General features: G+C 64.4%; 22 protein-coding genes. 12 read left to right on the forward strand and 10 right to left on the reverse strand.

Going from position 1 to position 26,794, the window contains the following annotated elements; translation table 11 throughout:
- The first annotated feature begins 176 nt into the window (after positions 1–176).
- From rpe to ACXJ7R_RS03040, 3 genes are all read left to right on the forward strand, one after another.
- Positions 177–854, forward strand: coding sequence for a ribulose-phosphate 3-epimerase (gene rpe, locus ACXJ7R_RS03030; protein ID WP_457150521.1), 678 nt, complete (start codon positions 177–179; stop codon positions 852–854).
- Between the two features lie 391 nt (positions 855–1,245).
- Positions 1,246–1,992, forward strand: coding sequence for a GntR family transcriptional regulator (locus ACXJ7R_RS03035; protein ID WP_457150522.1), 747 nt, complete (start codon positions 1,246–1,248; stop codon positions 1,990–1,992).
- A 170-nt stretch (positions 1,993–2,162) separates the two neighbouring features.
- The gene (locus ACXJ7R_RS03040; protein ID WP_457150523.1) at positions 2,163–3,677 is read left to right on the forward strand and encodes a malonate--CoA ligase; all 1,515 of its coding nucleotides are present in this window, start codon (positions 2,163–2,165) and stop codon (positions 3,675–3,677) included.
- A gap of 24 nt (positions 3,678–3,701) precedes the next feature.
- On the opposite strand, the gene ACXJ7R_RS03045 is transcribed toward ACXJ7R_RS03040, so the two are convergent.
- From ACXJ7R_RS03045 to ACXJ7R_RS03065, 5 genes are read right to left on the reverse strand one after another with little or no spacing between them, the layout of a single operon-like run.
- A complete protein-coding gene (locus tag ACXJ7R_RS03045) occupies positions 3,702–4,814 on the reverse strand; it encodes an NAD(P)/FAD-dependent oxidoreductase (protein WP_457150524.1) in 1,113 nt (370 codons plus the stop codon).
- A 9-nt stretch (positions 4,815–4,823) separates the two neighbouring features.
- Positions 4,824–5,999: an N-acetylglucosamine-6-phosphate deacetylase gene (gene nagA / locus ACXJ7R_RS03050; protein ID WP_457150525.1), complete on the reverse strand. Its 1,176-nt coding sequence runs from the start codon at positions 5,997–5,999 to the stop codon at positions 4,824–4,826.
- On the reverse strand, positions 5,996–7,009 hold the full coding sequence (locus tag ACXJ7R_RS03055) for an SIS domain-containing protein (RefSeq protein WP_457150540.1): 1,014 nt from the start codon (positions 7,007–7,009) through the stop codon (positions 5,996–5,998). Before ACXJ7R_RS03055 ends, nagA begins: the two co-directional genes overlap by 4 nt.
- A 53-nt stretch (positions 7,010–7,062) precedes the next feature.
- On the reverse strand, positions 7,063–7,845 hold the full coding sequence (locus tag ACXJ7R_RS03060; RefSeq protein ID WP_457150526.1) for a GntR family transcriptional regulator: 783 nt from the start codon (positions 7,843–7,845) through the stop codon (positions 7,063–7,065).
- A complete protein-coding gene (locus ACXJ7R_RS03065; RefSeq protein WP_457150527.1) occupies positions 7,842–8,723 on the reverse strand; it encodes a BadF/BadG/BcrA/BcrD ATPase family protein in 882 nt (293 codons plus the stop codon). The genes ACXJ7R_RS03060 and ACXJ7R_RS03065 overlap by 4 nt, the downstream gene beginning before the upstream one ends.
- A 198-nt stretch (positions 8,724–8,921) precedes the next feature.
- On the opposite strand from ACXJ7R_RS03065, the gene ACXJ7R_RS03070 reads away from it, so the two are divergent.
- The 6 genes from ACXJ7R_RS03070 to ACXJ7R_RS03095 all read left to right on the forward strand — a co-directional run bounded on the left by ACXJ7R_RS03070 (position 8,922) and on the right by ACXJ7R_RS03095 (position 15,250).
- Entirely contained in the window at positions 8,922–9,881 is a 960-nt protein-coding gene (locus tag ACXJ7R_RS03070) for an N-acetylmuramic acid 6-phosphate etherase (protein ID WP_457150528.1), read from the forward strand.
- 2 nt (positions 9,882–9,883) lie between these two features.
- Complete coding sequence (locus ACXJ7R_RS03075) at positions 9,884–11,143, forward strand: ABC transporter substrate-binding protein (RefSeq protein ID WP_457150529.1); 1,260 nt, start codon at positions 9,884–9,886, stop codon at positions 11,141–11,143.
- Between the two features lie 255 nt (positions 11,144–11,398).
- Positions 11,399–12,328 (forward strand): carbohydrate ABC transporter permease, encoded by a 930-nt coding sequence (locus ACXJ7R_RS03080; protein ID WP_457150530.1) that lies wholly within the window; start codon positions 11,399–11,401, stop codon positions 12,326–12,328.
- A 10-nt stretch (positions 12,329–12,338) separates the two neighbouring features.
- On the forward strand, positions 12,339–13,178 hold the full coding sequence (locus ACXJ7R_RS03085; RefSeq protein WP_095083652.1) for a carbohydrate ABC transporter permease: 840 nt from the start codon (positions 12,339–12,341) through the stop codon (positions 13,176–13,178).
- Positions 13,175–14,236: a Gfo/Idh/MocA family protein gene (locus tag ACXJ7R_RS03090; protein WP_457150531.1), complete on the forward strand. Its 1,062-nt coding sequence runs from the start codon at positions 13,175–13,177 to the stop codon at positions 14,234–14,236. Before ACXJ7R_RS03085 ends, ACXJ7R_RS03090 begins: the two co-directional genes overlap by 4 nt.
- A 15-nt stretch (positions 14,237–14,251) precedes the next feature.
- Positions 14,252–15,250 (forward strand): ABC transporter ATP-binding protein, encoded by a 999-nt coding sequence (locus ACXJ7R_RS03095; RefSeq protein ID WP_457150532.1) that lies wholly within the window; start codon positions 14,252–14,254, stop codon positions 15,248–15,250.
- Positions 15,251–15,349: 99 nt separating this feature from the next.
- Here the strand turns inward: ACXJ7R_RS03095 and ACXJ7R_RS03100 are convergent, their stop codons facing one another.
- From ACXJ7R_RS03100 to ACXJ7R_RS03120, 5 genes are all read right to left on the reverse strand, one after another.
- Positions 15,350–16,195 carry a fumarylacetoacetate hydrolase family protein gene (locus tag ACXJ7R_RS03100; RefSeq protein WP_457150533.1) on the reverse strand — a complete coding sequence of 282 codons (846 nt, stop codon included), beginning with the start codon at positions 16,193–16,195 and terminating at the stop codon, positions 15,350–15,352.
- A 25-nt stretch (positions 16,196–16,220) separates the two neighbouring features.
- Positions 16,221–16,952, reverse strand: a complete 732-nt coding sequence (locus tag ACXJ7R_RS03105) for an SDR family oxidoreductase (protein ID WP_457150534.1) — start codon at positions 16,950–16,952, stop codon at positions 16,221–16,223.
- A 283-nt stretch (positions 16,953–17,235) separates the two neighbouring features.
- On the reverse strand, positions 17,236–19,608 hold the full coding sequence (locus tag ACXJ7R_RS03110) for an aldehyde dehydrogenase family protein (protein WP_457150535.1): 2,373 nt from the start codon (positions 19,606–19,608) through the stop codon (positions 17,236–17,238).
- A gap of 65 nt (positions 19,609–19,673) precedes the next feature.
- Entirely contained in the window at positions 19,674–20,729 is a 1,056-nt protein-coding gene (deoC, locus tag ACXJ7R_RS03115; protein WP_457150536.1) for a deoxyribose-phosphate aldolase, read from the reverse strand.
- A gap of 243 nt (positions 20,730–20,972) precedes the next feature.
- Entirely contained in the window at positions 20,973–21,800 is an 828-nt protein-coding gene (locus tag ACXJ7R_RS03120; RefSeq protein ID WP_457150537.1) for a ferredoxin--NADP reductase, read from the reverse strand.
- A gap of 220 nt (positions 21,801–22,020) precedes the next feature.
- Here ACXJ7R_RS03120 and ACXJ7R_RS03125 point away from each other — a divergent pair, with 220 nt between their 5' ends.
- From ACXJ7R_RS03125 to ACXJ7R_RS03135, 3 genes are all read left to right on the forward strand, one after another.
- Complete coding sequence (locus ACXJ7R_RS03125; RefSeq protein WP_457150538.1) at positions 22,021–24,105, forward strand: hydantoinase/oxoprolinase family protein; 2,085 nt, start codon at positions 22,021–22,023, stop codon at positions 24,103–24,105.
- A gap of 16 nt (positions 24,106–24,121) precedes the next feature.
- Positions 24,122–25,864, forward strand: coding sequence for a hydantoinase B/oxoprolinase family protein (locus ACXJ7R_RS03130; RefSeq protein WP_457150541.1), 1,743 nt, complete (start codon positions 24,122–24,124; stop codon positions 25,862–25,864).
- Between the two features lie 115 nt (positions 25,865–25,979).
- A complete protein-coding gene (locus tag ACXJ7R_RS03135) occupies positions 25,980–26,756 on the forward strand; it encodes an ABC transporter substrate-binding protein (protein ID WP_457150539.1) in 777 nt (258 codons plus the stop codon).
- Positions 26,757–26,794 lie beyond the last annotated feature (38 nt).

Consider the following 26,794-nt stretch of genomic DNA (forward strand, 5'->3'; position numbering starts at 1 on the left):
CCAGAAACCCGCCGGAGCAATCCGGCGGGTTTTGTTTGGACCGGAGCACCGGCAGCCGACATGGGCGGCACGTAGCCTGTGCTGCCAGCCGCCTGCGCACTCGACAAGTCACCTGCGGCGCATTAGGCAGTCGATAGAGTGGCCGGATGAGAAGGGCGCTCGGAAAGGCCGCGCCCATGAGCAAAAAAACCTTGATTGCGCCCTCGGTGCTGGCATCGGATTTTTCCAGGCTCGGCGATGAAGTCGAAGCGGTGGTGGCTGCCGGCGCCGACTGGATCCACCTTGATGTGATGGACGGACATTTCGTCCCCAACATCACCTTTGGCCCGCCGGTGATCAAGGCGATCCGCAACCGCACCAGGGCCTTCTTCGACTGCCATCTGATGATCGCGCCGGCCGACCCCTATCTGGCCGCCTTCGCCGACGCCGGCTGTGACGGCATGACGGTGCATGCCGAGGCCGGGCCGCATCTCGACCGCTCGCTGCAGACCATCAGGAACCTTGGCAAGAAGGCCGGCGTGTCGCTCAATCCGGCAACACCGGAAAGTGCGGTCGAATATGTGCTCGACCGGCTCGATCTGATCCTGATCATGACCGTTAATCCGGGCTTCGGCGGCCAGGCTTTCATTCCGGCGATCGTCGACAAGGTGAAGCGGGTCAAGGCGCTGATCGGCAGTCGGCCGATCCGCATCGAGATCGACGGCGGTGTGTCAGCCGAAACCGCGCCTCTGGTCACTGCCGCCGGCGCCGACGTGTTGGTGGCAGGCGCCGCGATCTTCAAGGGCGGCAGCGTCGACGCCTACCGGCAAAACATCCAGGCGATCAGGACGGCAGCCGACAAGGCAGCCGGCTGATCCACGACGCCAATCCTGTCTTCAAGTCCAATTGGCCGCCAACGGCTCTCATGCCCGGCAGGGTCCGTCAGAGCCTGATTCGCGAAGCATCGAGCCTGGTCGAGACGCCTGATTCGGTCCGTCTTTTGCACGCGGCAGAAAAGCCGATCGCGCGTGCTCACAAGAACAGATGATCCTGCGTGCATACAAAACACGTTAAGTTTCCGAAGGTTGTAGAAATACGCGACTTTGCATCGCTGAACGGCAAAATGCCGTATATATCTTCGTGCTTAAGTACAATAGCGTGATCTTCTGCTTGAGCCTCCGGGGCCAGACGCGATATGGTACGTGTACGAAGGGGGATGCTTCGGACTCGAATTGCCCAAACATAATTTGGGGACAAGGAGTCGCTTTGACATACGGAGCTGCCAATCTGAACGACGACGGCGCAGGGCCCAAGAGCACGCTTGCCAGCACGGTCTATCACCAATTGCGGGATGACCTTCTCGGTGGAGTTCTTGAAGCCGAGAGCAAGCTGCGGGTCGAATGGGTGGTTTCCAAATATGGAGCCGGCGCTTCCCCTGTCCGCGAGGCGCTCAATCGCCTCGCCTCGGAAGGACTTCTCGGCAGGCACGACCAGCGCGGCTTCTTCATTATGCCGGTCAGCGCGGCGGAGCTCGAAGAGTTGACGCGCACCCGTTGCTGGCTCGAGGAACGGGCGCTTCGCGAATCGATCGCCCACCGCACCGCCGAATGGGAAGAACAACTCGTGCTGGCGCTGCATCGCCTGGGGCGTGCGTCACGTCTTTCGCCGCAGAATCACTCGTCGCTCAATCCCGATTGGGAGAAGTTGCACCGCATCTTCCATCGGGTCCTGATTTCGGCCTGCCGGTCGCAATGGCTGGTGGGATTCTGCGAGCAGCTTTCCGATCACGCCTACCGCTACCGGCAAATGGCGAGTGACAGCGAAAGCGCCCAGCGCGACGATTTCGGCGAGCATCGCCGGATCGCCGAATGTGCGCTGGACGGCAATGCCGACGGCGCCGTCGAAGCGCTGATCAATCACTACCAGCTGACCGCTGCCATGTGCATGGAACGCATCAGGCAATCGGAAGGCCTAAAGTCGGTCGCCGGCAAGGCCGCACGCGCCCGGCGATAGCGGCGGGTCCGGCATCTTTTGCAGCCATCCCTGCAGCCCATAGGCGCCACGGGCAAACACCTGTCCGCGGGTCTTGACGGCGCGGCCAAGAACCGCGAACTCTTCGCCGCCCATGCATGCCGCTCGAAAAGCATGCCCGGCGCCGCCGTCACTATCCCCGGGAAGACTTCATGAGCAACCATCTGTTCGACGCGTTCCGTTCCCGGATGCCGGCCCCCGATCGCTTGTTGATGGAAACCGATGATGGCCGCTCGCTGACCTATGGCGATATGCTGGCGCGGTCGGCGCAGCTCGCGCATGCGCTCTTGCAGTTGGATGTCGAGCCGGGCGATCGGGTCGCCGTGCAGGTCGAGAAGAGCCCCGAAGCCGTCCTGCTCTATCTCGCCTGCCTGCGTGCCGGCGCCGTCTTCCTGCCGCTCAACACCGCCTACACGCTGGCCGAGCTGGAGTACTTCTTCGGCGACGCAGCACCACGCCTGGTCGTCTGCGATCCGGCCAGGGCGGCCGACATCGGCGCACTGGCGGAAAAATCGGGCGCCGTCACCATCACGCTCGGCCGCAATGGCGAGGGATCGCTGACGGATCAGGCCTCGCGATTGCCGGCGGACTTCCACGACGTGGTGCGGGCCAAGGACGATCTCGCGGCGATCCTCTACACCTCGGGAACGACGGGCCGCTCGAAGGGCGCCATGCTCAGCCACGAGAACCTTGCTTCGAACGCGCGGGTGCTGGTCGACCACTGGCGCTTCACGGCCGACGACGTGTTGATCCACGCGCTGCCGATCTTCCACACCCATGGTCTGTTCGTTGCCACCAACGTCGTCCTGATGGCCGGCGCCTCGATGCTGTTCGAGCAGAAATTCGACCCGGCCCGCATCGTCTCGCTTTTGCCGCGAGCCACTGCTCTGATGGGCGTACCGACCTTCTACGTGCGCCTGCTGCAGCAGGACGGGCTGGACCGTCAGGCGGCGAAAAGTATCCGCCTGTTCATTTCCGGTTCGGCGCCGCTGCTGGCCGAGACGCACAAGGCCTGGCGTGAGCGAACCGGCCACGCGATCCTCGAACGCTACGGCATGACCGAGACCAACATGAACACCTCGAACCCCTATGACGGCGAGCGGCGTGCCGGCACGGTCGGTTTTCCCTTGCCGGGTGTGGCGCTTCGCATTGCCGATCCCGACACTGGCAGGCCGCTCGCTCAGGGCGAGGTCGGCATGATCGAGGTCAAGGGCCCGAACGTCTTCGGCGGCTATTGGCGCATGCCGGAAAAGACCAAGGCGGAATTCCGCGCCGACGGCTTCTTCATCACCGGCGATCTCGGCATCGTCGACGCCGACGGCTACGTCCACATCGTCGGCCGCGGCAAGGATCTGATCATTTCCGGCGGCTACAACATCTATCCGAAAGAGCTCGAAAGCGAGATCGACGCGCTTGACGGCGTGAGCGAAAGCGCTGTTATCGGCGTTGCCCATCCCGATTTCGGCGAAGGCGTCACCGCTGTCGTCGTGCGGTCGCCGGCTTCGAACATCACCGGAGCCGAAATTCTCGGCGCCATCGCGGAACGCGTCGCAAAATACAAGCACCCGAAGCAGGTGATCTTCGTCGACGAATTGCCGCGCAACACCATGGGCAAGGTGCAGAAGAACCTGCTGCGCGATACCTACAGGGGTCTCTACACATCTTAAGGCTGGACGTGCGCAGGCAGCTCGTCAGCCGCGGTACAGCAGCTCGACTACATGCTCGGCGATCGCCAGGCTTGCCGTCAGGCCGGGGCTCTCGATGCCGAACAGACTGACGATCGGCCCTGTGCCATGGTCGGCCGGACCCTGGATCATAAAGTCGGCCGCAGGCTGGCCCGGGCCGGACAGTTTTGGCCGGACGCCGGCATAGGCCGGCTGCAAGGCGCCGTCGGCAAGATCGGGCCAATAGCGCCTGATCTCGCCGTAGAAGGCCGCACCACGAGCAGGGTCGACCGTGTAATCCACGCTGTCGATCCATTCGACATCCGGACCGAAGCGCGCGCTGCCGCCCAGATCGAGGGTGAGATGGACGCCGAGGCCGCCATTAACCGGCACCGGATAGATCAGCCGCGAGAAGGGTGACCGGCCCGAGAGTGAAAAATAGTTGCCGCGCGCCAGCCATCGCGGTGGAACAAGGCGTTGCGGAAAACCTTCGATGCGGCCGGCGAGAGCCTGCGCATCGAGGCCCGCGGCGTTGACGAAGGCGCCAGCCTTCAGCGCGAAGCCCTCGCCATCGGCATCGTGGGTATCGATCCGGATCCCATCGGCTTCGATCGCCGCTCCGGTAACGGACGTGAGCAGGGCGAAGGATGCACCGGCGGCCTCGGCGTCGCCGCGCAGCGACAGCATCAGTGCCTGGCTGTCGATGATGCCGGTCGATGGCGAGAGCAACGCGCCGGCGCATTGCAGCGCGGGTTCGAGGCTCTCGGCTTGTGCCTGCGTCAAGATTTCGAGATCGCCAACGCCGCAGCTCTGCGCGTTGGCCCTGATCGCGTCCAGCCTGTCCAACTGGCCCGGTTCGACGGCGACGATCAGCTTGCCGGTGCGCGCATGGGCAACATTGTGCTCGCGGCAATAGGCATAGAGCCGCTCGCGGCCTTCGACGCAGAGCCGGGCTTTCAGGCTTCCCGGCGCATAGTAGAGCCCTGCATGGATGACTTCGGAATTGCGCGAACTTGTGCCGGTGCCGATCGCGCCGGCCTGCTCGACCACCAGCACCTCGCGGCCCGACAGGGCGAGCGCCCTGGCGATGGCGAGCCCGACGACACCTGCTCCTGCAATGACGCAATCGATGTCATGCATGGCCTGATATCACCCAGCGCTGTTGGAGCCTGCAAAAACCTTCCCGCCGCCGATCCAGACGCCTCTGATGTCGAGATCGTCCGACAGCGCAACGATATCGGCTGCCGTGCCATTGGCGAAGCGCCCGAGCCGGTGCGACTGGCCGATCGCTTGCGCCGGGTAGAGCGAGGCCATACGCAAGGCCTCGGAAAGCTCGACCCCGACGACGAGGTGGATGAAGCGCACGGCCGAGATCATGTCGAGATCGGCGCCCGCAAGCGTCCCGTCGGCAAGCCGCAGGCTGCCATCCCTGCGGTAGATGGTGCGGCCGTTGAGCGTGAACGAGGTCATATCGGTGCCGATCGGCGCCATGGCGTCGGTGACCAGCACGATTTTGGCCGGCCCCTGCTTGGCGCGCAGCGCGATCTTGATGGTGGCGGGATCGACATGGATCCCGTCGGCGATGAGGCCGGCCGACAGGGAGCCGATATCGATGGCTGCGCCAGCCAGCCCGGGCTCGCGGTTGCCGATCTGGCTCATCGCGTTGAACAGATGGGTGACCATCGAGGCGCCGGCCTCGGCAAAGGTGCTGGCCGTGGCGTAGCCGGTGTCGGAATGGCCGAGGCTGACGACGACGCCGGCCCTGGTCAGCGCCGAGACCCGCGCCGGTTCGACGGATTCCGGTGCGATGGTGGTGAGCAGCACCGGCAGTTTCTGCCGCGCCGCGATCAGCTCCGCCTGGTCGGCGTCCAGCATCGGCCGGATCAGCGCCGGATCATGCGCGCCCTTGCGGGCGATCGACAGATGCGGGCCTTCCAGATGCAGGCCGAGGAAACCCGGCAGCTTCCGCAGCGTCGCGGCTTCGCCGGCGGCGACGGCGGCGGCGGTGATGGCGGGCGTATCGGTGATCAGCGTCACCAGGAGCGCGGTCGTGCCGAAGGGCGCATGCGCCCGGCAGATGGTTTCGAGCGAGGCCACATCGGGGTGGTCGTTGAGCATGACGCCGCCGCCGCCATTGACCTGCAGGTCGACGAAGCCGGGCGCCAGCATGCCGCCGCCGGTCTCGACGATGCGGAGGTCGGAGGCAAGGGCGCCGGCGGGCAGGATGGCCTCGACGAGGCCGTCGCGCACGACGAGTGCTGCGCCGTCGTGCCAGTCGTCACCGTCGAAAATGCGGGCGCCAGTCAGGGCAAAACGGTCGCTCATACGGTCTCCGTCACCTTGCGAAGATTGCGCGGCGTGTCCGGATCGAGGCCGCGATGGCGGGCAAACGCCTCGACGAACATGTAGAAGGAGACGATCAGCGTCAGCGGATCGGTCAGCGGATGGCCCGTGGCGACATGCGGCAGGCGCACGGCGCGCTGGGCAAGTGCGGAGGTGACGAACACCGGCGCACCCTTGGCCGCCAGGCTGTCGGCGGCCTCGGCAACGGAAGGCTCGGATGCGTCACGCGCGGCCAGCGCCAGCACCGGAAAGTCCGGGCCGATCAGCGCCAGCGGGCCATGCATGACTTCGGCCGCACTATAGGCCTCGGCATGCATGCCGCAGGTCTCCTTGAATTTCAGCGCCGCCTCGTTGGCCATCGCCGCCGACGGGCCGCGGCCGAGGATGAACAGCGACTTCTGCTTTTCGATCGTTTCGGACAGCACCGTCATCCAGTCGCAGGCGATCGCCTTGCGGAAATGCTCGGGCAATTCGAAGAGCGCTGCCAGCAGCGCCTCGTCTCCAGTGGCATGCCCCATCAGGCCAAGACCGGCGACGGCGGAATTGATGAAGGTCTTGGTCGCCGCGACGCTGCGCTCCGGTCCGGCCAGGATATCGATCGCATAGTCCGAGGCACGCGCCAGCGGCGAATCGGCGGTGTTGGTGATGGCGATGGTCAGCGCGCCGCCGGCTCGCGCCGTTTCGGCCATGGCGACGATGTCGGGGCTCTTGCCCGACTGCGAGATCGCCAGGCAGGCCGAACCGCCGAGCCTGAGCTCGGCTCCATAGATCGAGGCGATCGACGGACCGACCGATGCGACGGCAAGGCCTGCGGTCAGCTCGACGGCATATTTCATGAAGGTCGCGGCATGGTCGGACGAACCGCGCGCCACGGTGACGACGAATTGCGGGTCGCGTTCGCGGATGCCGCGCCCGGCCTCGGTCAGCACGGCGCCGGAGCCGTCGAGCAGGCGGGCGACGGCCAGCGGGATCTCCTCGATCTCGCGCCGCATATGGGTCATTTCTGTCGACTTGGTCGGCTCAGTCGGCATGGTCGGCTCTGTGGTCATGGTCGGCCCTCTTCGCTCGGCCCTGTCAGCCGCAGTTCGGCGACGAAATCATAGGCGTCGCCCCTGTAGATGGAACGGGTGAATTCGATCACCTTGCCGCTCGCCAGATAGGAGATGCGTTCGATGTGCAGGCCGGCAATGCCCGGCGGCACCTCGAGCAGACGCGCGTCGCCGTCGCCGAGGTTGGCGGCGGAGATGCGCTGCACCGCCCGCACCGGCCGGTTGCCGGTCAATTCCAGCGCCGCATAGAGCGAGGAACCTATTCCCGCCGGGTCGGGCAGCACGCTGGCCGACAGCGAGGCGCGTTCGATCGCCAGCGGCGTGTCGTTGGCGATACGCAGGCGCGCCACCCGCGCCACCAGTTCGTTCGACGACAGGCCGAGCACCATCATCTCGTCGGGCGAGGGCGCGTAAAGGCCGCGGTCGAGCCAGGCCGAACGCACCGCCATGCCGCGCCGCGCCATGTCCTCGGTAAACGAGGTCAGCCGCGACAGCGACTGCTCGACGCGCTCCATGCGCGGCGCCACGAACGTGCCGGAGCCATGGCGTTGCACCAGGATGCCGCCCTTGACCAGGTCCTGCACCGCCTTGCGCACGGTGACGCGCGAAATGTCTGCCTTACTGGCGATGTCGCGYTCCGAGGGCAGTGCGTCGCCCGGTCCGATCAGGCCCCGATTGACGGCGTCCTCGATGCTCTTCCTGAGTTGCAGATAAAGTGGCGCACCGCTTTGCGACGACTGTTTCAGCATGGCGAAGATCTGGTCGGCGGCATCGTTCATCGAGCCGCCTCCGCTGTCCCGGCGAAAAGCCGGGCCGCCATCTGCACGGCGCCGCCCAATGCATCGCCGATCGGCGGCTTCAGCAGCGCCCGGTAGCGGGCCGACAGCCGCGGCGCGTATAGCGGCGCCAGCCCGCCGAGCAGGCACAGCGGCGCGTCGTCCGCAAGGTCGAGCGCGCCGAGTGCGGCTTCGACATCGGCGACCACCCTGTCCAGGATCCAGTTGGCGACGCTGTCGCCCTTTTCGGCATGCTCGAACACCTTGGGCGCGAAGCCGCCGAAATCGCCGGGCTTGGCGTTGGTGGTGAATTCGACAACGTCCTGCGGGTTGTTGCGGAAAACCGCCAGCATGCTCTGCGTCAGCGGCGAACCTTCGCGGACGCCGTCATAGGCAAGCAGCGTCTGTTCGAGCAGGTCGCGGCCGATGCGGGCGCCGCTGCCCTGGTCGCCGACCTGAAAGCCCCAGCCACCGATGGCGCGCGACTTGCCGTTCTTGCGCGCCATATAGGCGGTGCCGGTGCCGAGGATCGCCATGGCGCCGTCGCCGGAGCCGACAGCCCCTTCCAGCGCGATCTCGGCGTCGGTCTCGACACGGCTGATGCTGAACGGCAGGATCGCTTCGAGCTGCTGCCGGTAGGTGCCGACATTGGCGCCGGCAAGGCCGAGAATGGCAGGTGTCTGCGGGATCAGCTCCGGATCCTCGCCGGCGGCGATGAACGCCTGCCGTGCCGCCTCGACGATGTTCGACCGGGCGCCGGTGAGATCGGTGCGGATGTTTGCGGCGCCGCTCTTGGCGCGGCCAATGACGGCGCCATCCGCGGTTGCCAGGGCGGCCCTGCAGCTGGTGCCGCCGCCATCGATACCGAGCACGAAATTCACGCGATTTCTCCTCCGGGCGGATAATACCAATAAAATACCAATAGCCAAGAGTTAATTTCCGTTTCAAAAAGATTAAGCCGTATTTTATTGAAAAACCTAGGCATTTCGTCGGCTGAGCGATTTCCAGCCGGCGAATTCGTTAATGCATGTGGACAAGTGGTATTTTTTTGGTATTGTTTCTCCATTGGAGGAACCGGGATGGCCGAAACGCGCACCGAAGCGCTTCACCAAAATGCCGAGGGGCTGGATATCCAGGCCCCGGACGCCATCCTTTCTTCTTTGGCCGATGCGCAGATCGAGGCCGCAAAGGTCGTGCGCAATGCCATTCCCTCCATCGCCAGGGCGGCCGAGATCATCGCCGGCAGGTTGAGCGGCGGCGGCAAGCTTGCCTACGCCGCGGCCGGCAGTTCAGGCCTGATGGCGCTGGCCGATGCGCTTGAGCTTCCGGGCACCTTCGGCATTCACCGCGACCGCATCGCCATCCTGATCGCCGGTGGCGACGAAGCCTTCCGGACATTGGCCGGCGGGCCGGAGGACGACACCGAGGAGGCAGCAACGGCCGTCATCAATGCTGGCATCGGCAAGGGCGATTGCCTGATTGCCATTTCGGCCAGCGGCACGACGCCCTATGCGGTGCGGGCCATCGAGGAAGCCGCCAATCGCGGCGCCGCCACCATCGGCATCGCCAACAACCGGGACTCGGCTCTGCTGCGGCAGGCCGAAACCGCCATCCTGCTCGAAACGCCGCCGGAACTGATTGCCGGCTCGACGCGCATGGGCGCCGGCACCGCCCAGAAGATCGCGCTCAACATGCTGTCGACGCTGACAGCCGTCCATCTCGGCCATGTGCATGACGGCTACATGGTCAACCTGTTGGCCGACAACATCAAGCTGCGCGACCGCGCTGCGCGCATCGTCGCCGCCGTCAGCGGGCGCGGCAGGGACGAAGCGGCCCGCCTGCTCGAGAAGAGCGGCGGCGCGGTCAAGACCGCCATTCTGCTCGCCGCCGGCGCCGACAGCGCCGATGCGGCGGAGAAACTGCTGGAAGGAACCGGCCAGAAGCTGAGGCCGGCGCTTTCCGCGATCGAGGGGAGCAAGGGGCGCGCTGCCTCTGTTCTCATCAAAACCGAACCTGAAAAAGGTCAACAGGGAGACTGAGCATGACAACGAAACTACTGACGGCACTGCTTCTGGGCACCAGCATTCTCGGCACGGCCGGGGTGGCTAATGCTGCAGACGTAACGCTCAACATCGAAAGCTGGCGCGGTGACGACCTTGCCATCTGGAAGGACAAGCTGATCCCGGCCTTCGAAGCCAAGAACCCGGGTATCAAGGTGGTGTTCGCACCGTCGGCGCCGACCGAGTATGACGCCGCCCTTGGTGCCAAGCTCGCCGCCGGCTCGGCGGGCGACCTGATCACCTGCCGCCCGTTCGACAAGTCGCTTGAACTGTTCAAGAAGGGCAACCTTGCCGACCTCTCGGCGCTGCCCGGCATGGACAATTTCTCGCCGGTGGCCAAGTCCGCCTGGCAGACTGACGACGGCAAGGCGAGCTTCTGCGTGCCGATGGCCTCGGTCATCCACGGCTTCATCTATAACAAGGATGCCTTCGACAAGCTCGGCATCAAGGTGCCGGAGACCCGCGACGAGTTCTTCGCCGCGCTCGACAAGATCAAGGCCGACGGCACTTACATCCCGATGGCGATGGGCACCAAGGATCTCTGGGAAGCCGCGACCATGGGCTACCAGAACATCGGCCCCAACTACTGGAAAGGCGAGGACGGCCGCGCCGCCCTGATCAAGGGCGACCAGAAGCTGACCGACAAAGACTGGGTCGCGCCGTATGAGGAACTGGCCAAGTGGAAGCCTTATCTCGGCGACGGCTTCGAGGCGCAGACCTATCCAGACAGCCAGAACCTGTTCACGCTTGGCCGCGCCGCCATCTACCCGGCCGGTTCGTGGGAAATCGGCCTGTTCAACACCCAGGCCCAGTTCAAGATGGGCGCTTTCCCGCCGCCGGTCGAGAAGGCCGGCGACACCTGCTACATCTCCGACCATACCGATATCGGCATGGGCCTGAATGCGGCTTCGAAGAACGCCGATGCGGCCAAGACCTTCCTGTCCTGGGTCGCCTCGCCGGACTTCGCCACCATCTACGCCAACGCGCTGCCAGGCTTCTTCAGCCTGAACTCCTCGCCGGTGAAGATGGCAGACCCGCTGGCGCAGGAATTCGTCTCCTGGCGCGGCAAGTGCAAGTCGACGATCCGCTCGACCTACCAGATCCTGTCGCGCGGCACGCCGAACCTCGAAAACGAGACGTGGGTTGAATCGGCGAACGTCATCAACGGCACCGACACCCCGGAAGCTGCGGCCAAGAAGCTGCAGACCGGCCTCGACAGCTGGTACAAGCCGGCGAAGTAAGAGCTCAGGCAACGAGATCGGCCGGGCGTACGCCTGGCCGGTCTCGGACTACCCTGGTTCTTCAGATTGCGCCCGTTCAGATAGCGATTGTCGGCACCGCCTCTCGGCCTTACCCTTGCTCTTCTTGGGGAAGGCTAGCTGATCAGTCGCAGGCCTTTGTTCTTGCCGCACCGGGCAAGAATGTTCGGGCCGTGCATCGAGGCATCATCTAGATCAACACCCATTTGGAACCGAGAGACGGCGGGGACCGAACTCATGGCCGCAGACACACGACCGAAAAGACCGTTCCGTTGGCACATTGGCGTCTTCCTGGCGCCGGCGGTGCTTGTCTATACGGCGATCATGATCCTGCCACTGGCCGGCACGCTGCAGCTGTCGCTGTTCCGCAACATCGAGCAGCACCAGGTCTTCGTCGGGCTGGAAAACTTCCGCACGCTGTTCGGCGACCCCAACTGGTCGGTGAATTTCTGGAATGCTCTCCGGAACAACACCTGGTTCTTCATCATCCACATGCTGGTGCAGAACCCGATCGGCGTCATGCTGGCTGCCCTTCTGTCCAGCCCGAGGCTGAGATTTGCCGCCTTCTACCGCACGGCGATCTTCGTGCCGACCATCCTGTCCTTCGTGATCGTCGGCTTCGCCTGGAAGCTGATCCTGTCGCCCCTGTGGGGCGTGGCGCCGCATCTGCTCGATCTCGTCGGCCTGAAAAGCCTGTTCACGCCGTGGCTGGGCAAGGAAGAATACGCGCTGACGGCGCTCAGCCTGATCTCGGTGTGGCAGTTCGTCGGCATCCCGATGATGCTGATCTATGCCGCCCTGCTGTCGATCCCCGAAGAGGTGATCGAGGCAGCCGAATGCGACGGCATCACCGGCATGTCGCAGTTCTGGAAGATCAAGCTGCCGCTGATCCTGCCGTCGATCGGCATCATCTCGATCCTCACCTTCGTGGGCAATTTCAACGCCTTCGACCTGATCTACACCGCGCAAGGCGCGCTCGCCGGGCCGAACTATTCGACCGATATTCTCGGCACTTTCCTCTACCGCGCCTTCTTCGGCTTCCAGCTGCAGGTCGGCGACCCCAACATGGGCGCGGCGATCGCCACGATGATGTTCCTGATCATCCTCGGCGGCGTCYGCGTCTATCTCTTCCTCGTGCAGACGCGCCTGCGTCGCTACCAGTTCTGAGGAGCAAGAGATGAGCACCGCCACCCGTTCCCTGCCCCGCACYATCGGCGCCCACGCGATCCTGCTGACCTATACGGCGATCGCGCTGTTTCCGGTTATCCTCGTCATCATGAATTCGTTCAAGTCCCGCGCCGGCATCTTCGGCGCGCCACTGACGCCGCCGACGCCAAAAACCTTCGACCTGATCGGCTACACCACCGTCATCGGCCAGGGCGATTTCATCCACTATTTCCAGAACAGCCTCGTCGTCACCGTCGCTTCGCTGTTCTTCGTGCTTTTGTTCGGCGCCATGGCTGCTTTCGCGCTGTCGGAATACCGTTTTCGCGGCAACTCGCTGATGGGGCTCTATCTGGCGCTCGGGATCATGATCCCGATCCGTCTCGGCACCGTCGCCATCCTGCAGCTGATGGTGGCGAGCGGGCTGGTCAACACGCTGACGGCGCTGATCCTGGTCTACACCGCGCAAGGCCTGCCGCTCGCCATCTTCATCCTGTCGGAGTTCATGAAGCAGGTGTCCGACGACCTGAAGAACGCCGGCCGCATCGACGGCCTGTCCGAATACACCATCTTCTTCCGGCTGGTGCTGCCGCTGGTCAGGCCATCGATGGCGACCGTCGCCGTCTTCACCATGATCCCGATCTGGAACGATCTGTGGTTCCCGCTGATCCTGGCCCCGTCGGAAGAGACCAAGACGGTGACGCTCGGCGCGCAATTGTTCCTCGGCCAGTTCGTCACCAACTGGAACGCGATCCTGGCAGCGCTCTCGCTGGCGATCATGCCGGTGCTGATCCTCTACGTCATCTTCTCGCGGCAGCTGATCCGCGGCATCACCTCGGGAGCCGTCAAGTGAGTTCGCAGACACCCCTTCGCGTCGTCGTCGCCGGCCTCGGCAATATGGGCCGCAGCCATGCGCTGGCCTATCATACCAATCCGGGCTTCCAGATCTCGGCACTGGTCAACCGCTCCGATGTGCCGCTGCCGGAAGGGCTTTCCGGCTATGGCATCAGGCGCTCCTTCGACGAGGCTTTGCGCGACGAAAAGCCCGATGTCGCCTGCATCGCCACCTATTCCGACAGCCATGCCGACTATGCGGTGAAGGCGTTCGAGGCCGGCTGCCATGTCTTCGTAGAAAAGCCGCTGGCAACGACGGTGGCCGATGCCAAACGCGTTGTCGCGGCCGCGAAGGCCAATGGCAAGAAACTGGTGATCGGCTACATCCTGCGCCATCACCCGTCCTGGATCAGGCTGATCGCCGAGGCGCGCAAGCTCGGCGGCCCCTATGTCTTCCGCATGAACCTCAACCAGCAATCCTCCGGCCATACCTGGGACACGCACAAGCAGTTGATGCAGACGACGTCGCCGATCGTCGACTGCGGCGTGCACTATCTCGACGTGATGCTGCAGATCACCGACGCCAGGCCGGTCGAGGTGCGCGGCATGGGGTTGCGGATGAGCGAAGAGATCGCGCCGTCGATGTACAATTACGGCCATCTGCAGGTGCTGTTCGATGACGGTTCGGTCGGCTGGTACGAAGYCGGCTGGGGTCCGATGATTTCGGAAACGGCCTTCTTCGTGAAGGACGTCATCTCGCCCAATGGCTGCGTGTCGATCGTTATGAAGGAGGGTGTGAAGTCCGATGACATCGACACCCACACCAAGACCTCGACCATTCGCCTGCACAGTGCGGCGACCGGCCCGGACGGCAAGTTCGCCAAGCCGGACGAAATGCTGTCGATGGCGGGCGAGCCCGGCCATCAGGATCTCTGCGATCTCGAACAGGCCTTCGTATTGAAGGCGATCCGCGAGGATATCGATCTCACCAGGCACATGGACGACGCGGTGAAATCGCTCGCCGTCTGCCTTGCCGCAGACGAGAGCGTGCGCAGCGGCGCAGCCGTCAAACTCTAGAACAGGGACGAAGCCGTGGGCTCGCTGAACATCGAGAACGTGAAGAAGGCCTTCGGGCCGGTCGAGGTGCTGAAGGGCATCAACCTCGAGGTGACGGACGGCGAATTCGTCGTCTTCGTCGGCCCGTCGGGCTGCGGCAAGTCGACCTTGCTCCGGGTCATTGCCGGACTGGAGGATTCGACCTCGGGCCGGGTCGTCATCGACGGCCAGGACGTGTCCGTCACGCCGCCGGCCAAGCGCGGCATCGCCATGGTGTTCCAGACCTATGCGCTCTACCCGCATCTGACGGTGAAGAACAATATGGGCCTCGGGCTGAAACAGGCGGGCACGCCGGCGGCCGAGATCGACCGCCGCATCGGCATTGCCTCCTCGATGCTGTCGCTGGAGCCCTATCTCGAAAGGCGGCCGGCCGAACTTTCCGGCGGCCAGCGCCAGCGCGTCGCCATCGGCCGCGCCGTGGTGCGCGAGCCCAAGCTTTTTCTCTTCGACGAGCCGCTGTCGAATCTTGATGCCGCATTGCGCGTCAACACAAGGCTGGAGATCGCGCAGCTGCACCGCCGGCTGAAGGCGACGATGATCTACGTCACCCACGACCAGGTCGAGGCGATGACGCTGGCCGACAAGATCGTGGTGCTGAACGCCGGCCGGATCGAGCAGATCGGCGGCCCGATGGAGCTCTACAATTCGCCGGCGAATGAGTTCGTCGCCGGCTTCATCGGCTCGCCGAAGATGAACTTCGTCGACGGCGCCAGGCTTGGTGAAACCGCCAAGACCATCGGCGTGCGGCCGGAGCATCTGACCGTCGATCCCAAATCCGGCGCCTGGAAGGGCACGGTCGTCCACGCCGAGCATCTTGGCGCCGACACCAATCTCTATCTCGACTGCGAGAAGGCCGGCCTGATCACCGTGCGCATCTTCGGCGTCTACGACGCCGAGCCGGGCGCCACGCTCTATGCGACGCCGGACCCGGCCAAGACCTATCGGTTTGGCGCGGATGGGAAGGTGCTGAAGTAATATCGCTGCAGAGGGCAGCGTTGGTTCCCTTCTCCCCGTCCGGGGAGAAGGTGCCGGCAGGCGGATGAGGGGCGGCGCAAACTTATCGACCTTAAGTGCTCAAGCGTCAGCCTTGAACGTCTGCTTCTGCTGGCCAAGGCCTTCGATGCCGAGCTCGACAACATCACCGGCCTTCAAGAACACCGGCGGCTTCATGCCCAGCCCGACGCCGGGTGGGGTGCCGGTCGAGATGATGTCGCCGGGGTGCAGCGACATGAACTGGCTGAGGTAGGAAACAAGGTATGCCACGCCATAGACCATGGTCTTGGTCGAGCCGTTCTGCATCGTCTTGCCGTTGACGGTCAGCCACATCTTGATGTTCTGCGGGTCGGCGACCTCGTCCTTGGTCACCAGCCACGGGCCGATCGGACCGAAGGTGTCGCAGGACTTGCCCTTGGTCCACTGGCCCTGCCGCTCGGCCTGGAAGGCGCGTTCGGAGACATCGTGGGCGACGCAATAGCCGGCGACATAGTCAAGCGCGTCGGCTTCGCTGACATATTTCGCCGTCTTGCCGATGACCACGGCCAGTTCGACTTCCCAGTCGGTCTTCACCGAGCCGCGCGGGATCAGCACGTCGTCGTCGGGCCCGACGATGGCCGAGCTTGCCTTCATGAAGATGATTGGCTCCGGCGGCACGGTGGCGCCGGTCTCGGCGGCGTGGTCGGAATAGTTGAGGCCGATGCAGATGAACTTGCCAGTGCCGGCAACGCAGGCGCCGATGCGGGGCTTGCCGGAAACCGCCGGCAGCGACTTGGGATCGAGCTTGGCCAGCGTCGCCAGCGATGCCGGATCGAGCGCCTTGCCGCCGATGTCGGCGACATGGCCGGTGAGATCACGGATCGTTCCATCCGCATCGAGCAGGCCGGGGCGTTCGCTCCCCGCCTCGCCATAGCGCAGCAGCTTCATGGTATGTCTCCTCAGTCGGTTTGGTTCAGATCGACCAGCCGCCGTCGATATTATAGGCCTGTCCGGACGTATAGGTAGCGCCGGCCAGATAGACGGCGAGATCGGCGATTTCCTCCGGCGTGCCGAGCCGGCCCATCGGCTGGCGGGCGATGAAGGCGGCGCGGGCCGCTTCGTAGTCGCCCTGCGCATGCATGCGGTCCTGCAGCGACGGGCTCTCGACCGTGCCGGGGCAAATGGCATTGCAGCGAATGCCCTTGGCGACATAGTCGGCAGCGATTGCCTTGGTCAGGCCGATGACCGCAGCCTTGGTGACGCCATAGGCGAAGCGGTTCGGCACGCCCTTGCCGGCGCCGGCAACCGACGACATGTTGATGATCGATCCGTCGCCGCGCTCTAGCATGCCGGGCAGCACCGCTTTGATGGTGCGTATCATGGCGCGGACGTTGAGGTTGAAGGCGAAATCGAGATCGGCGTCCTTCATCTCGAGGATCGAGCCGGAATGGACGAAGCCGGCACAATTGAACAGCACGTCGACCTTGCCGATCTCGGCGAAGGCGGCGTTGACGGCATCGTCGTTGAGCACATCGAGCTTGCGGGTCTTGATGTCGGAGGTCTTGGCGAGTTCCGCCAGCAGCGCCTCGTTGATGTCGGTGGCGTAGACGATGGCACCCGCCTTGGCGAAGGCCAGCGCGCTCGCCTTGCCGATGCCTTGCGCCGCTGCCGTGACGACAACGACCTTGCCTGCCAGATCCGCCATGCTCTTCTCCTCGTCCGCTTGGGGTCGTCCGGGTCTACCGGTGGTCGGCCACGGCGTCATGGGCCAGTCGGACGCCATCATGCGGCCTGCGCGCCTGTCAGCCCACAGATACAGATAAAGATGTTTTTTCTCGTTAAAGAACATGCATCCGGGCGTCAAGTCCGAACACGATCACCATCGCGGCAGCGGTGTCGAAACTGCCCAAAGCGCACGACGCGCTTTGGTTCCCTGTCTTCATCCATGTCGTGTCCCAAAACCGCTGACGCCTTTTGGGCGACGTTCATCAGTCCCCGTAAGGCACCCAGACGTTCTTGACCTCGACGGCGCGGCGCAGGAAGGCATCGCCGGCCGCCTCGTCGGACGCCCAGTCGAGGCCGCGGCCATTGCCGCTCCAGACGCGCTTGAGGTTGCCGATGGACTCGGCCTCCGCCTTGGCGCAGGTGTCGGCATCGGCGAACACCCAAAGCCCGTCAACATCGTCATGCTTGGCCAGCACACCGGCAAGTTCGGCCGTGCGGCCGGTGACGATGTTGATGGCGCCGGCCGGAACGTCGGAATATTCGATGACCTGATAGAGGTCGGTGGCGACCAGCGGGTACCGCTCGGACGGCACCGCGACCACGGTGTTGCCCATGGCGAGCGCCGGTGCGACGAGCGAGATCAGGCCAAGCAGCGGTGACGCGTCGGGGGCGACGACGCCGACAACGCCGACCGGTTCGTGCAGCGCCAGTGTCACGGCACGTGCCGGCGGCTGGTGAACGCGGCCCTCGAACTTGTCGGCAAGGCCTGCATAGAGGAACAGCCGCTCGATCGACTGGTCGACCTCGTCGCGCGCTGCCTTGGGCGTAGCGCCGGTCAGCTCGGTGAGGCGAGCGGCAAACTCGCCGGCGCGTCCGGAAAGATTTTCGGCCAGATAGTAGAGCACCTGGGAGCGGTTGTAGGCGGTCGCTTCCGGCCAGGCTTTGCAGGCTCGCGCCGCCGAAACGGCGTCGCGGATATCCTTGCGGCTGCCGAGACCGACCTCGCCGGCAAGCTTGCCCTTGGCGGTGGCGACAGCCAGCGAATAGTTGCCGTCCGGCCGCACCTGCTTGCCGCCGATGAACAGCTTTGCCGTGCGGTCGATCGTATCGCCGTCGGATTGCTCGGCAGGTTGCTCGGAGACTGCCGCCGGCTTGATCACCGGGCCAAGTGGCAATTTGGCCGCCAGATATTCGAACATGCCTTCGCGCCCGCCTTCGCGGCCGAAACCGCTCTCGCGGTAGCCGCCGAAACCGCAGGCGGCGTCGAACATGTTGGTGCCGTTGACCCAGACAACGCCAGCCTTCAATTGCGGCGCGACATGCAAGGCGAGGTTGACGTTCTCGCTCCACACCGAGGCGGCCAGCCCATAGCGCGTGTTGTTGGCAAGCTCAATCGCTTCCTCGGTGTTGCGGAAGGTCATGGTCGCCAGCACCGGCCCGAACACTTCCTCTTGCGCCAAAATATTAGCCGGCGAAACACCGGTGGCGAGCGTCGGCAGATGGTAATAGCCGGAGGTAGGCAGCGCGGCGTCCGGCTGCCAGCACACAGCGCCCTGTCTGGCGCCCTCGGCAACCAGGCCCTTGACCCGGTCGAGCTGTGTGGCGTCGACCAGCGGGCCGATATCGGTGTTCTTGTCGAGCGGGCTGCCGACGCGCAGCCGGCTCATGCGTGTCTTGACCTTGGCGATGAGGGCATCGGCGATGCCTTCCTGCACCAGAAGCCGCGAACCGGCGCAGCAGACCTGGCCCTGGTTGAACCAGATGCCGTCGACCAGCCCTTCGACGGCGCTGTCGAGATCGGCGTCCTCGAAGACTATGAAGGCCGACTTGCCGCCAAGCTCCAGCGACAGTTTCTTCCCTGAACCCGCCGTAGCTTTCCTGATGATTTTGCCGACGTCCGACGAACCAGTGAAGGCGATCTTCTGGATGCCGGGGTGGTTGACGATGGCCGCACCGGCCTCCGGGCCGCCTTGGACGATGTTGACGACGCCCTTCGGCACGCCGGCACGTTCGCAGATTTCGGCGAACAGGATGGCGGTCAGCGGCGTGAATTCGGCCGGTTTCAGAACCACGGTGCAGCCGGCGGCAAGCGCCGGCGCGATCTTCCAGGCCAGCATCAGCAGCGGAAAATTCCACGGGATGATTTGGCCGACGACGCCGACACCCTTGTGGCCGGGGAAATCCCCGTCCAGCGCCTGTGCCCAGCCGGCATGGTGGATGAAATGGCGGATGGCCAGCGGCACGTCGATGTCGCGGCTTTCGCGGATCGGCTTGCCATTGTCGATCGACTCCAGCACCGCGAACAAGCGCTGGTGGCGCTGCATGGCGCGGCCGATGGCATAGAGCACTTTCGCTCTGACATAGCCTGAAGACGCCGACCATTTCGGCAGCGCCTTGGCCGCGGCCGAAACCGCGGCGTCTATATCGGCGGCATTGGCGTCCGACACTTTGGCCAGCAGCTTGCCGGAGGAGGGCTCGCTGGTCTCGAAGGTCTTGCCGCCGGAAGCGGCTTTCCAGTCGCCGCCGATGAACAGCGCCTTGCCGAAGTCGCGCGCCGCAAGCCAGGCGTCGGCCTCGTTGCGGGCTTCCGGCGCCGGGCCGTACTCCATGGCGTGATAACGGTCGAGAATGTTCATAGGGTTCCTCCTTCACCTCCCCTCGTGGGGAGGGTCGATCGGCAAAGCCGATCGGGGTGGGGCGTTCAAGCCATCGCGTGGCGATGATTGGCCGAATAGTGCCCGGTCAGATGGTGTTCGAGCTGGCGCTCGATGTCGGTCAAAAGGCTCGAGGCGCCGAAGCGGAACAGCTCGGGCTCCAGCCATGGCCGGCCGAGTTCTTCCTTCATCAGCACCAGCCAGTCGAGCGAGGCTTTTGCCGTGGAGATGCCGCCAGCCGGCTTGAAGCCGATGTGATAGCCGGTCTCCTCGAAATAGGCGCGGATGGCGCGAACCATGGCGAGGCCAACCGGTAGCGTGGCGTTCACACTTTCCTTGCCGGTCGAGGTCTTGATGAAGTCGGCGCCGGCCATCATAGCCACCATCGAGGCGAGCATGACATTGCGCAGCGTGGCGAGGTCACCGGTGCCGAGGATAACCTTCAGATGCGCATCCCCACAGGCGGCGCGCATCGAGACGATCTCGTTGTAGAGCTCCCGCCACTTGGCGCCGAACACCAACCCGCGTGGAATGACAACGTCGATCTCGTCGGCGCCGTCCTTCACCGAGGCCTCGATTTCCTGCAGGCGGGTGGAAAGTGGGGCAAGGCCGTGCGGGAAGGCGGTGGAAACGGCTGCGACGTGAATGCCGGTGCCGCGCACGGCATCGACCGCGGTCGCGACGAAGGGATGGTAGACGCAAACGGCGGCCGGGCGAATGACCTCGCCCGCAATACCGAGACCCTCGACGATATCGCGGCGGAACGGATTGATCGCCTTGGCGCACAGCCGGCGCACGCGCTCTTCGGTGTCGTTGGAATTCAGCGTCGTCAGGTCCATGCAGGCGACGGCGCGCAGCAGCCAGGCCGCCTGATTGTCGGCCTTGATAGAGCGCCGCTTGGTCAGGCTCGCGACGCGGCGTTCGAGCGCCGAGCGGTTGACGCTGCGCACCGACTCCATGAAGCCGAGGTCGAGCTTCATGCCGGGGTTGCGCGCGATGCGATGGTCCAGCGGAACGGGGGTATTGGCGGCGGCGCGCGCCGGCAGTGGCGTCACCTTCGACGCGCCGGCACCAAGCTCGGCTTCGCGGATAGTGCTGCTCATCTCCTGCCCTTTCATTCAGCGACTTGCGCCGAAGATAGCCCGTGAATTGACGCTTCACGAGTCCCTTAATGCATGCCGCCCAAAGTGCGCAGCGGTTTTGGGACAACGGCATGCATCGACAAAAAACAAAAAGCGCGTCGCGTAAGGCGACGCGCTTTTGCGCTCATAGCTTAAAAAGGCCGCGAAAGCAGCTAGTTTTTTGACCGAAAGGTCAAAACTTGATTTCTGAGTGTGTTGGTCGGCTCAGCCGACGAAGGCGCGTTCGACGACAAAACTCGCCGGATGATGCAGAGAGCCCTCCTCGAAGCCGAGGCGCTCGGCCAGCTCCTTGACGTCCTTCAGCATGTGCATCGAACCGCAGATCATGATGCGGTCGGTTTCCGGATTGAGCTTGTCGATGCCGAGATCGGTATAGAACTTGCCGGATCCGATCAGCGCGGTGATGCGGCCCATGCGCGCCGATTCTTCGCGGGTCGTCGAATTGTAGAGGGTGACACGGCCACCGGTCAGCTCGCCGATCAGCGGATCGCTTTCGAGCCCGGCGACCAGCTCCTGGCCATAGATGAGCTCGGCAGTGTCGCGGCAGGTATGGGTCAGGACGACCTGCTCGAACTTCTCATAGGTGTCGGGGTCGCGCAGCAGGCTGGCGAAGGGTGCTATGCCGGTGCCGGTCGAGATCATGAACAGGCGTTTTGCGGGCGTCAGCGCGTCGACGACCAGCGTGCCGGTCGACTTCTGGCGCATGATGACGGTGTCGCCGACCTGGATCTTCTGTAGTTCCGAGGTCAGCGGGCCGTCCGGCACCTTGATCGAGAAGAACTCCAGCTCGTCGTCCCAGGCGGGGCTCGCCACCGAATAGGCGCGGAACACCGGCTTCTCGGCATTGGGCAGGCCGATCATGACGAACTCGCCGGAACGGAAGCGCAGCGACTGCGGCCGGGTGATGCGGAACGAGAACAGCCGGTCCGTATAGTGCTTCACCGAGACGACGGTCTCGGCATAGACATTGGCCGGAATCGGAAACTGCAGCGGGCGGGCGCCGGCGGTATTGAATGCGGATGTGGTGTTCATCAAATCCAACCTTCTGGCCCAACTGCAAACGCGGGCACCAAACCTTCACCTGCGCGCCCGAACCGTTCAGGTTCCGGCGTGCTGCCTGCACACTCCGAAGCAGTAAGCTCTTGTGTCCGGAATTTATTAGTATACAAACGATATTTGCGTCAAGATACCGCCGCGAAACACCTTTCCAAACTGTGACATATCCGTAGTCCGCGCATTTCGGGTTTCGACAATGAAAGAGAATTTTTCGGTGCAGCAGCCGGATTCCCTGGGCAGCGTCGTCGCCGGTATCGATGTCGGCGGGACCTTTACCGACCTGCTTCTGATCGACGGCCGAGACGGTGGCCGGGTGCATATAGCCAAGACCCCGACCACGGTCGACAACCAGGCGTTCGGCGTCGTTTCGGCGCTCGGCGCCACCGGATTTCCGATCGACGGCATCGACCTCATCGTGCATGGCACGACCACCACCACCAATGCGGTGCTCGAACGCCGGCTGGCGAAAACCGGCATGATCACCACGCGCGGCTTTCGCGACGTGATCGAGCTTGGCCGGCGCACGCGGCCGCAGCCCTATGGCATGACCGGTAGTTTCGTGCCGATCATCCCGCGCAATCTGAGGCTCGAAGTCTCGGAGCGCGTCGAGGCGTCGGGCACGGTGCGCACGCCGCTCGACGAGGCTGAAATGAGCGACGCCGTGAAGGCGCTGATCGAGGCCGGCTGCGAATCCCTGGTCATCCACTTCCTGCATTCCTACGCCAACCCGGCGCATGAACGGCGCGCCGCCGAAATCGCCGCCGAACTCTGGCCGAACGGCTACATCACGTCGGGCCACGCGCTGCTGTCGGAGGCGCGCGAATTCGAGCGCGGCGTCACCGCTTCGGTCAACGCGTCGGTGCAGCCGATCCTCGAGCGCTATGTCGAGCGGCTGCGCAAGGAGTTGGGCTCGAAAGGCTATGCCCGCGACTTCCTGATCATGAACGGCAATGGCGGCATGATCTCGGCCCGCTTCGTCACACGTGAATCGGCCAAGACCGTCATGTCCGGTCCGGCCTCGGGTGTCATCGCCGCCGCCTATACGGGAAAACGCGCCGGCTACGAAAACCTCGTCACCTACGACATGGGCGGCACCTCGACCGACGTGGCGCTGATCCGCAACGCCGAGCCGGCTGTCTCGAACGAGATCGAGATCGAATATGCCATGCCGATCCACGTGCCGATGGTGGCGGTGCACACGGTCGGCGCCGGCGGCGGCTCGATCGCCCGCGTCGACGCCGCCGGCCTGATCCAGATCGGTCCGGAAAGCGCCGGCGCCAATCCCGGCCCGATCTGCTACGGACGCGGCGGCCTCGAGCCGACCATCACCGACGCCAACCTGGTGCTCGGCCGGCTGGCCCCGAAAAAGCTGCTGGCGGTCGAAAACCCGGTCACTGTCGAGCGCGTCACCGGTATCTTCGAGGAGAAGATCGGCAAGGCGACCGGCCTGTCCGGCGTCGAGGCGGCGGGCGCGGTGCTGCGGCTCGGCAACATGAAGATGGCCGGCGCCATCCGCATGGTTTCGGTGTCGCGCGGCCATGATCCGCGCGATTTCGCACTGTTCGCCTTCGGCGGCGCCGGGCCGCTGCACGCAACCGCCCTGGCGCGCGAACTCGGCCTGCCCAAGGTGCTGGTGCCGGCGCGGCCAGGTATCACCAACGCGCTCGGCTGCGTCGTCGCCGATCTGCGCCACGACTTCGTCAACACCGTCAACCAGCCGGTGGCGGTACTCGACCAGGACCAGCTTCACGCCGTATTGGAACGGCACCGAAACGAAGGCGAGGAGCTCATCGGCAAGGAAGCGGTGAAGCCCGAGACGATCCGCGCCACCCACTCCGCCGACATGCAGTTCGTCGGCCAGACCCACATCATCAACGTGCCGTTGCCATCCTCGTCGGTGACCAAACATGAGCTGCAAACGCTGTTCGAAAAAGCCTATTTCGCCCGCTTCAAGGTCGAGCTGCCGGAAATCCGCGCCAACCTCGTCAACCTCAACACCTCGGTGACGGGTGTGCGGCCGGCGATCGACCTGTCGCGTTTGATCGACCCGGCTGGTCGCGGAAAAACGCTCGACGAGGCACGGCGCGAGATTCGGCCGGTCTGGTACGGCGGGCGCTGGCACGACACGCCGGTTTACGCGCGCGAAAAGCTGCCGCTCGACGCGGTCATCGAAGGCCCGGCGATCCTCGAACAGATGGATGCGACCACCGTGCTCGAACCCGGCGACCGGGCGCGCTCGGACGCCGACGGCAACATCATCATCGACATTGGCGAGGCCTGAGATGCCTGACATTGATATGGCAAAGCTCGACGCCATCACCCTTTCGGTCCTCCAGGCGGCCTTGCAGCAGGTCTGCGACGAGATGGACCTGACCTTCTCCCGCGCCGCCTTCTCGCCGGTCATCGCTGAGGCCAACGACCGCTCCGATGGCATCTATTCGGCTGTCGATGGCTCGCTGATCGCGCAGGGGTCGCAGGGCCTGCCGGTGTTCGTCGGCGTCATGCAGTATTCGACCAAAACGGTGATCGAGATGATCGCCGATGGCCGCTGCCTGCCGCCGGAGCCCGGCGACATCTACATCGTCAACGATCCCTATCTCGGCGGCACCCACCTGATGGATGTGCGCTTCGCCATGCCGGTCTACCGGGCTGGCAAGATTTTCTGCTGGCTGTCCAACACCGGCCACTGGCCTGACATTGGCGGCTCGGTGCCGGGCGGTTTCTCGGCTTCCGCGACCGCGGTCGAACAGGAAGGCCTCCGGCTGCCACCGGTCAAGCTGTTCAAGAAGGGCGTACTTGACCCCGAAATCTACGCCATCATCTGCTCCAACATCCGCGTTGCCGACCAGCGGATCGGCGACATCCGCGCCCAGGCCGCCGCGTTGCTGATCGGCCAGGATCGGCTTAACGGAATCCTCGATCGTTACGGAGACGAAACCGTTGTCGAGGCGATCGCCGAACTGCGCCGGCGGGCCGCCGAACAGATGCGCGCCAACATATCCGCCATCCCCAATGGCACCTACCATTCCAAGGCCTTTGTCGATTCCGACGGGGTGGTCAACGAGCCACTGACCATCGCGCTGGCTGTCGAGAAACGGGGCGACACGCTGACCTTCGATTTCGCCGGCTCGTCAAAGCCCTGCGCTGGGCCGATGAACAGCGTGCTGGCGACGACCTTGTCCTCGGTCTACCTCGCCATGCGCCACATTTTCCCGGATGTGCCGATCAGCGCCGGCGCTTTCGAGCCGCTTGAGGTCAAGCGTCCGGAGGGCACGTTCCTCGACGCCAAATATCCGCGCCCCGTCTCGGGCTGCGCAGCCGAGGTCTCGCAACGCATCGCCGAGGCGGTGTTCGCGGCGATGGTCCAGGCGCTGCCGGACAAGGTGACGGCGGCACCCGCCGGATCCAGCGGCAATTTCGCGCTCGGCGGCAACGATCCGGCGCGCGGCCGCGACTACGTCATGTACCAGATCTCCGGCGGCGGCTATGGAGGCAATTCAGGCCATGACGGCCTGACCAATGGCTGCTCGACCATCGGCATCTCCAAGTCGCCGCCGGTCGAGATCATGGAACAGGCCTTTCCGGTGCTCTACCGCCACTACGCCTTGCGCGAAGGCTCGGGCGGCGCCGGCAAGCAGCGTGGTGGTTTTGGCCTCGCCTATGAGGTCGAGATCCTGCGCGGCGACGCCCGCGCTTCCTTCGTCATGGATCATGGCCGTTTCGGCCCGCAGGGCGCCCTCGGCGGCAAGGACGGCGCGGTCAACACGGTGACCGTCTTCCGCAATGGCGAGGAGCATGTGCCGCCACATCTGTCCAAGGAGCAGGATATCGCGCTTAAGGCCGGCGACCGTGTGCGCGTCGGCACGCCGGGCGGCGGCGGCTATGGTGATCCGATGGAGCGCGATGCCGATCTGGTGCTGCGCGATGTGGCGTTGGGATACTACACGTCAGCGGAAGCCAGCGAAAAATTCGGCGTTGTCCTGTCGGCGGGCGAGTTCGCCATTGACCGGAAGGCGACGGACGAGCAGCGCGCCGGCTAACACTGAAGGCGGCTTGGATCGCTCGCGCGCCGTGATCGCCGCAGCACATGTCGTTTCCGTCTCCGCCGGAGTCACGAAAGCCCGTAGACTTCTCCGGTCAACGGAGATCTCGGACATGCGTCTTTTCGGTCGTTTCGTGCTTGCCGCCTCGGTCGCCCTGGTTCTCGCCACGGGTGCCGCATCCGCCCAGGACAAGAAGCTCAGGATCGGCACCGAGGGCGCCTATCCGCCCTTCAACTACGCCAATGCCGACGGCACGCTGGGCGGCTTCGACATCGACCTCGGCAAGGCGCTGTGCGCTGAGATGAAGGCCGAGTGCGAGTTCACCGTGCAGGATTTCGACGGTTCTATCCCAGCGCTGCAGGCCGGCAAGTTCGATGCGATCATCAACATCACCATCACACCGGAGCGGGCCGAGAAGGTCGAGTTCACCCACAAATACTACCAGACGCCGCCGGCCATCGCGGTGCCGAAGGATTCGACCATATCAGGCACATCGCCGGAGGACCTAAAAGGCAAGGCGCTCGGCGTGCAGACCGCGACCATCCACCAGAAATTCGCCGAGCAGAAATACTCAGGCTCGACCGTCAAGGCCTATCCGACCGGCGATGACGCCCGCACCGACATGGCCAACGGACGCCTCGACGCGATGATGGACGGCTCGATCATTCTGACCGAGTGGCTGAAGAAACCAGACGGCGCCTGCTGCAAGCTGCTTGGCACCTTGACGGCCGACCCGGCCATTCACGGCCCCGGCGTCGGCATCGCGCTGCAGAAAGGCGACAAGGAGCTGGCCGACAAGTTCAATGCGGCAATAGACGCACTGCGTGCCAACGGAAAATACAAGGAAATCAACGATAAATACTTTTCCTTCGACGTTTACGGCAGCTGATCCCGGCAGAAATTCCCTTCGGCAGCGCTGTCCGGCGC

The sequence above is a fragment of the Mesorhizobium sp. P5_C1 genome, from assembly GCF_054049815.1.

What these genes read in the sequence shown, in the direction of transcription:
- ACXJ7R_RS03125 (WP_457150538.1), top strand. Translation starts at nt 22,021, where the DNA reads ATGAAAGAGAATTTTTCGGTGCAGCAGCCGGATTCCCTGGGCAGCGTC.
- deoC (WP_457150536.1), bottom strand. Translation starts at nt 20,729, where the DNA reads ATGAGCAGCACTATCCGCGAAGCCGAGCTTGGTGCCGGCGCGTCGAAG.
- ACXJ7R_RS03070 (WP_457150528.1), top strand. Translation starts at nt 8,922, where the DNA reads ATGGCCGAAACGCGCACCGAAGCGCTTCACCAAAATGCCGAGGGGCTG.
- ACXJ7R_RS03105 (WP_457150534.1), bottom strand. Translation starts at nt 16,952, where the DNA reads ATGGCGGATCTGGCAGGCAAGGTCGTTGTCGTCACGGCAGCGGCGCAA.
- ACXJ7R_RS03135 (WP_457150539.1), top strand. Translation starts at nt 25,980, where the DNA reads ATGCGTCTTTTCGGTCGTTTCGTGCTTGCCGCCTCGGTCGCCCTGGTT.
- ACXJ7R_RS03110 (WP_457150535.1), bottom strand. Translation starts at nt 19,608, where the DNA reads ATGAACATTCTCGACCGTTATCACGCCATGGAGTACGGCCCGGCGCCG.
- ACXJ7R_RS03055 (WP_457150540.1), bottom strand. Translation starts at nt 7,009, where the DNA reads ATGCGGCGCGAGATCGAGGAGATCCCGCTGGCCGTCGCCCGCCTGCTC.
- ACXJ7R_RS03075 (WP_457150529.1), top strand. Translation starts at nt 9,884, where the DNA reads ATGACAACGAAACTACTGACGGCACTGCTTCTGGGCACCAGCATTCTC.
- ACXJ7R_RS03100 (WP_457150533.1), bottom strand. Translation starts at nt 16,195, where the DNA reads ATGAAGCTGCTGCGCTATGGCGAGGCGGGGAGCGAACGCCCCGGCCTG.
- ACXJ7R_RS03040 (WP_457150523.1), top strand. Translation starts at nt 2,163, where the DNA reads ATGAGCAACCATCTGTTCGACGCGTTCCGTTCCCGGATGCCGGCCCCC.
- ACXJ7R_RS03045 (WP_457150524.1), bottom strand. Translation starts at nt 4,814, where the DNA reads ATGCATGACATCGATTGCGTCATTGCAGGAGCAGGTGTCGTCGGGCTC.
- ACXJ7R_RS03120 (WP_457150537.1), bottom strand. Translation starts at nt 21,800, where the DNA reads ATGAACACCACATCCGCATTCAATACCGCCGGCGCCCGCCCGCTGCAG.
- rpe (WP_457150521.1), top strand. Translation starts at nt 177, where the DNA reads ATGAGCAAAAAAACCTTGATTGCGCCCTCGGTGCTGGCATCGGATTTT.
- ACXJ7R_RS03130 (WP_457150541.1), top strand. Translation starts at nt 24,122, where the DNA reads ATGGCAAAGCTCGACGCCATCACCCTTTCGGTCCTCCAGGCGGCCTTG.
- nagA (WP_457150525.1), bottom strand. Translation starts at nt 5,999, where the DNA reads ATGAGCGACCGTTTTGCCCTGACTGGCGCCCGCATTTTCGACGGTGAC.